Source organism: Thioalkalivibrio sp. (assembly GCF_041690275.1).
Lineage (GTDB): Bacteria > Pseudomonadota > Gammaproteobacteria > Ectothiorhodospirales > Ectothiorhodospiraceae > Thioalkalivibrio.
In genome coordinates this window covers 8,788-14,141 of sequence record NZ_JAWLHP010000065.1, presented here as the reverse complement: position 1 = coordinate 14,141, position 5,354 = coordinate 8,788, and the positions used below count along the sequence as shown (strand labels likewise).

Annotated in this window: 5 protein-coding genes; all 5 read right to left on the bottom strand. The window is 68.1% G+C overall.

The annotated features are described in order from the left end of the window. Positions 1 to 96 precede the first annotated feature (96 nt). Positions 97 to 1,572: a polyphosphate:AMP phosphotransferase gene (gene pap, locus ACESMN_RS11615; RefSeq protein WP_373053765.1), complete on the bottom strand. Its 1,476-nt coding sequence runs from the start codon at positions 1,570 to 1,572 to the stop codon at positions 97 to 99. Between the two features lie 151 nt (positions 1,573 to 1,723). Further along, entirely contained in the window at positions 1,724 to 3,433 is a 1,710-nt protein-coding gene (gene ubiB, locus ACESMN_RS11610) for a ubiquinone biosynthesis regulatory protein kinase UbiB (RefSeq protein WP_373053764.1), read from the bottom strand. Next, the gene (locus ACESMN_RS11605; RefSeq protein WP_373053763.1) at positions 3,430 to 4,116 is read right to left on the bottom strand and encodes an SCP2 domain-containing protein; all 687 of its coding nucleotides are present in this window, start codon (positions 4,114 to 4,116) and stop codon (positions 3,430 to 3,432) included. Before ACESMN_RS11605 ends, ubiB begins: the two co-directional genes overlap by 4 nt. A gap of 4 nt (positions 4,117 to 4,120) precedes the next feature. Further along, positions 4,121 to 4,876 carry a bifunctional demethylmenaquinone methyltransferase/2-methoxy-6-polyprenyl-1,4-benzoquinol methylase UbiE gene (ubiE, locus tag ACESMN_RS11600; protein ID WP_373053762.1) on the bottom strand — a complete coding sequence of 252 codons (756 nt, stop codon included), beginning with the start codon at positions 4,874 to 4,876 and terminating at the stop codon, positions 4,121 to 4,123. An 8-nt stretch (positions 4,877 to 4,884) separates the two neighbouring features. Beyond that, entirely contained in the window at positions 4,885 to 5,250 is a 366-nt protein-coding gene (locus ACESMN_RS11595; protein WP_373053761.1) for a gamma-butyrobetaine hydroxylase-like domain-containing protein, read from the bottom strand. Positions 5,251 to 5,354: the final 104 nt, after the last annotated feature.

Sequence of the window (5,354 nt, the reverse complement as noted above, 5' to 3'; positions counted from 1 at the left end):
CGGCGTCCCGTTGAGTGCCCGGGGCCATCGCGGCCAGAGGCCGCTCCTGCAAGGCCAGCCCTCTCCCGGCGCCGGATCGGCGACAGGGCGCGCTCCCTACAGGGCCTGCTCCAGCCGTTCACAGAGGATCCTGAGTGCCTGCACCCGGGCCCAGCGCTTGTCGTTGCCCTCGATCAGGTTCCACGGCGCGAATTCGGTGCTGGTCCGCTCGACCATGTCGTTCACCGCGTGGGCGTAGTCGTCCCACTTCTCGCGGTTGCGCCAGTCCTCCTCGGTGAGCTTGTGCTGCTTGAAGCTCGTCTCCTCGCGCGCCTTGAAGCGGGCGAGCTGCTCGTCCTTGTCGATGTGCACCCAGAACTTCACCAGCACGATGCCGTGCTCGGTGAGCTCCTCCTCGAACTCGTTGATCTCGCGGTAGGCCCGCACCCACTCGTCCTCGCAGGCGAAGCCCTCGACCCGCTCCACCAGCACGCGCCCGTACCAGGAGCGGTCGTAGATCGTGAAGCGCCCGGCCCTGGGGAGGTGCCGCCAGAAGCGCCACAGGTAGTGCTGCGCACGCTCCTCATCGGTGGGGCTGCCGATCGGGATCACGCGGTAGCTCCGGGCATCGACCGCACCGGTGATGCGCCGGATGATCCCGCCCTTGCCGGCCGCGTCCCAGCCCTCGAGCAGCACGATGGTGCTGACCTTGCGTTGCCGCGCCTTGCGCGAGAGCACGCTCAGCCGTCCCTGAAGTTCGGCCAGTTCCTTGCGGTAGCGCTTCTTCTCCAGGCTCTTCGACAGGTCCAGGAAGTCGAGGATGGTCTTGTCGCGCTCGTGCGGCATCCTCCAGGCCGAGGTCGTCCCGCGCAGGGTCATCGGGTCCAGCGTCATTCGCTTGCGCACCACCTCGAGGATGTGGTTCGCCGTGGTCACGTTGCGGTGGCGCTCGTCATAGCCCTCGATGATCATCCACGGGGCCTCGCCCGTGCTGGTCTGGCGCAGCACGTGCTCGGCCACCTCACGGAAGCGGTCGTAGGACTTCAGCGCCGCGAGATCGCGCTCTCCCACCCGCCAGCGGGTCGCCGGGTTCTTGCGCAGCTTCTTGATGCGCTTGACCTGCATCTCCTTGCCGAGATGGAACCAGAGCTTGATCAGCAGCGCGCCATCGTCCACCAGCATCTTCTCGAAGATGTTGATGCGTCTCAGCATCAGGTCGAGCTCGCTGTCGTCGAATCGGTCCTCGATGCGCTGCTGGATCGGACAGCTGTACCAGGATCCGAACAGCACACCGATCCTGCCCTTCGGCGGCAGCGCGCGCCAGAAACGCCAGAAGGCCGGGCGCTCGCGCTCCTCGTCGGTCATCTCGTCGAAGGCCGTGGTCTCGATCCATCGGGGATCCATCCACTGGTTCAGTATGTTCACGGTCTCGCTCTTCCCGGCGCCGTCGGCCCCCGAGATCAGCAGGATCACCGGGAAATCGCAGTTGCCCAGTTCCTGCTGCAGGTCGAGCAGACTGGTGCGAAGCTCGGGGACGATCTCCTTGTAATCGCTCTTGTCGAGTGTGCGACCCAGTTCCGCCGCTTCAAACATGGCCATACTCCTGTGCGTCATGCCCCGCGGCACAATCAGCGGAGGCCTGCAAAGGATACACGACCCGCTTTTCGACTGTGGTGGCTCGTCGCCGCTGTGCCCGAAGGAGGCTCGCCCCCTGCCGCGGGAGCAGGCCCCCGCACTCCACGGATCAATCGAGGCGGGAACGATCGCCGCCGCGGATCCGGCGCAGCATGCCGTCGCCGCGGCGCAGGCTGAACAGCAGCAGGCCGATCCCCGCGAGGCCCAGGGGCCATGCCGGCCAGGCCAGCCCCAGCCACTGCGGCACCGCCTGCATCTGCGTCATCACGCCCGCGCCCAGGAGCAGACCGAGACCCGCGAAGGCCTCCAGGCGCCTGCGCGCGTCCCGCTGCAGCAGCCGTCGCAGTTCCTGCACCTCCGCCCGCAGCGCTGCATCGCGCCGGGCGCGCTGACGCTCCGCGTCGAGCGCCTCCTGCAGCCGGATCGGCAGCTCCGGGAGCTGAACCAGCATCTTCGGCAGGTGGCGCTCGGCACTGCGCAGAAAGGCGCGCACCCCCACCTGTTCCGACATCCAGCGCTCGATGAACGGCTTTGCCGTGGTCCACAGATCCAGCTGCGGATACAGCTGGCGCCCCAGCCCCTCGATGTTCAGCAGTGTCTTCTGCAGCAGCACCAGCTGGGGCTGCACCTCCATGTCGAAGCGCCGTGCGGTCTGGAAGAGCCGCAGCAGCACGTGTCCGAAGGAGATCTCGTCCAGCGGCCTCTGGAAGATCGGCTCGCAGACGGAGCGTATCGCGGCCTCGAACTCATCCACCCGGGTGCCCTCCGGCACCCAGCCCGACTCCACGTAGAGCTCCGCGACGCGCCGGTAGTCGCGGCTGAAGAAGGCGTGGAAGTTCTCGGCCAGATAGTGCTGATCCGACTCCAGCAGGGTGCCCACGATGCCGAAGTCGACCGCGAGGTAACTCGGCTCCGATGGGTTGGTCGCATCCACGAAGATGTTGCCGGGGTGCATGTCGGCGTGGAAGAAGTTGTGGCGGAAGACCTGGGTGAAGAAGATCTCCACGCCGCGCTCGGCCAGCACCTTGAGATCGACGCCGCGGGCGCGCAGGGCGTCGATGTTCGCGATCGGGACGCCCCTGATGCGCTCCATCACCATTACGTTGGTCCGGGTGTAGTCCCAGATCACCTCCGGGATGTACAACAGCGGGCTGCCTTCGAAGTTGCGGCGGATGGTGATCGCGTTCGCGCCCTCGCGCACCAGGTCCAGCTCGTCGATTACGGTCTTCTCGTACTCGGAGACCACCTCGCGCGGGCGCAATCGCCGTCCCTCCGACCAGTAGCGGTCCGCGAGATAGGCGATCAGATGCAGGATCTCGAGATCGGCGCGGATGGTGCGGACGATGCCCGGCCGCACCACCTTCACGACGACCGAACGGCCGTCCAGCAGCCTGGCCGCATGCACCTGCGCGATCGAGGCCGAGGCCAGCGGCACGTCGTCGAACTGTTCGAAGACCTCGGTGATCGGCTTCTCCAGCGCGATCTCGATCGCGAGCCGGGCCTGCTCGACCGGAAACGGCGGCACGCGGTCCTGGAGACGGGCGAGTTCCAGCGCGATGTCATCCGGCAGCAGGTCGCGCCGGGTGGACAGCATCTGCCCGAACTTCACGAAGATCGGGCCCAGGTCCTCCAGCGACCGGCGGATGCGCTCGCCACGGGTGCCCTCGGCTCGCCGGAACCAGTTCCAGGGCAGCAGGTTCAGCAGGAAACTGAGCGGCCGCAGAGGCTTCAGGGTGAACAGGATCGCGTCCAGCCGGTAACGCACCAGCACACGGCCGATGGCCCACAGGCGCAGGCCCTGTTTCAGGGTCCTGATCATCCGGACCGGGGCAATCCGGGGCCGCCGGGAACCGTGGCGCCGTTGCCGCCCCCGAGTCGCGCGACGCGCGCCTCCAGGCGTGCGACGTCGTCGCGCAGGTCGGCCAGATCGGCCGTCAGCGCCTCGAACTCGCCCGATGCCGGCAGCCACCGTGCCTCCTCCTGCAGATACTCGGCGGAGTCGTCCAGGCTGCGGTCCATCAGGCGGCGGAACTGGCCGCGCAGCGACTCACCGGCCCGGAGCACCGGTCCGGCGGCGCCGGCACCGGCGACCGACTCGAGCCACCCGGCCCAGTCGAAGGAAACGCCCGAGAGCGCCCGCTGCAGGTCGGTCAGCACGGCGGCATCCCCCTGCAGCGTGACCCCGGAGCGGTCCTGCCGGGCGATCGCCGCGGCCAGGGCCACGGGGGATCCCGAGATCGTCACGTCGGGATCCTCGTCGTCGAGGGAGCCGAGCACCTGCAGCCGGTCGGCGGCGCCCAGGAGGGCCAGGCCCAGACCGGGCGGCTGCACGACCACCGCGATGGACCGCCCCGACAGCCGCGTCACCGCCGACTCCGGCGCGGCCGCCAGCAACCCGTTCAGTGCGAGCTCCAGCGGGATGGCGAGCGAGGTGGGCAGCGGCCGGACCGCCGCGTCCTCCGGACCGGGATCGGGATCGGTATCTCTGTCAGCATCGTTCATCAGGTCACAGCCTCGTGGCCCGGTGCAGCGCGACCACGCCACCGGTCAGGTTCTCGTACTGCACGCGCTCCAGGCCCGCGTCGCGCATCATCCCGGCGAGCTCTTCCTGATCGGGATGCACGCGGATGCTCTCCGCGAGATAGCGATAGCTGTCCGCGTCCCCGGCGATCAGCCGTCCCATCAGCGGCATCACCCGGAAGGAGTAGAGGTCGTAGAATGGCCGCAGCGGCGCGAGGGGCTGCGAGAACTCCAGCACCAGCAGGCGGCCGCCGGGCTTCAGCACCCGCCCCATGTCCGCCAGCGCGCGCTCCTTGCGGGTCACGTTGCGCAGCCCGAAGGCAATCGTGATGCGGTCGAAGTGTTCGTCCGGAAACGGCAGCGCCTCCGCGTCGCCCTGCACGAAGTCGATGTTCCCGGCCAGACCCTGGTCCAGCAGCCGGTCACGGCCCACCACCAGCATCGACGCGTTGATATCGCAGACGGTCACGTGTCCGCGGGCGCCGACGCGCGGCGCAAAGGCCGCCGCGAGGTCCCCGGTGCCGCCGGCGAGGTCCAGCACCCGCATGCCCGGGCGCACCGCCGCGCGCTGCACGGTATGGCGCTTCCACAGGCGGTGGATGCCCATGGACATTACATCGTTCATCAGGTCGTATTTCCGCGCGACCGAGTGGAAGACCTGTCCGACCCGGGCGGCCTTCTCCTCTTCCGCGACGGTCTCGTAACCGAAGTGGGTCTCGCCGCGCCGTTCTTCGTCCGTCATCACAGCCTTCAGTCCGACTTGCGCTGGTGACCGGCAGCGGCCAGCTTGTCGAGGTACTCCTGCCAGAGCTGATCCTGTTCCATGCCCAGGTTGTACAGGTAATCCCAGTCGTAGATCCCGGTATCGTGCCCGTCGGAAAATACCAGCTTGACCGCGTAGTTGCCGACCGGCTCGATATCCGTGATGTTCACGTCCTCCTTGCCGACCTGCAGCGTCCCCTGTCCCGGACCGTGGCCGCGCACCTCCGCGGAGGGCGAATACACGCGCAGTAACTCGCAGGGCAGGCGCAGATTGGTGCCATCGGCATAGCCGATCTCGAGGACGCGGGATTTCTGGTGCAACTGGATGTCGGTGGGGCGGTGCTTGGCGCTCATCGGGTGCTCCTGAAAGGGTCGGTTGGCACGGGGCGGACAGTGGATTTCCCTGGCGGCGTAACGGTGGGCCCGCTGCGCTTGGCCCACCCTACGGGCCTCGCGGC

What these genes read in the sequence shown, in the direction of transcription:
- pap (WP_373053765.1), bottom strand. Translation starts at nt 1,572, where the DNA reads ATGTTTGAAGCGGCGGAACTGGGTCGCACACTCGACAAGAGCGATTAC.
- ubiB (WP_373053764.1), bottom strand. Translation starts at nt 3,433, where the DNA reads ATGATCAGGACCCTGAAACAGGGCCTGCGCCTGTGGGCCATCGGCCGT.
- ACESMN_RS11605 (WP_373053763.1), bottom strand. Translation starts at nt 4,116, where the DNA reads ATGAACGATGCTGACAGAGATACCGATCCCGATCCCGGTCCGGAGGAC.
- ubiE (WP_373053762.1), bottom strand. Translation starts at nt 4,876, where the DNA reads ATGACGGACGAAGAACGGCGCGGCGAGACCCACTTCGGTTACGAGACC.
- ACESMN_RS11595 (WP_373053761.1), bottom strand. Translation starts at nt 5,250, where the DNA reads ATGAGCGCCAAGCACCGCCCCACCGACATCCAGTTGCACCAGAAATCC.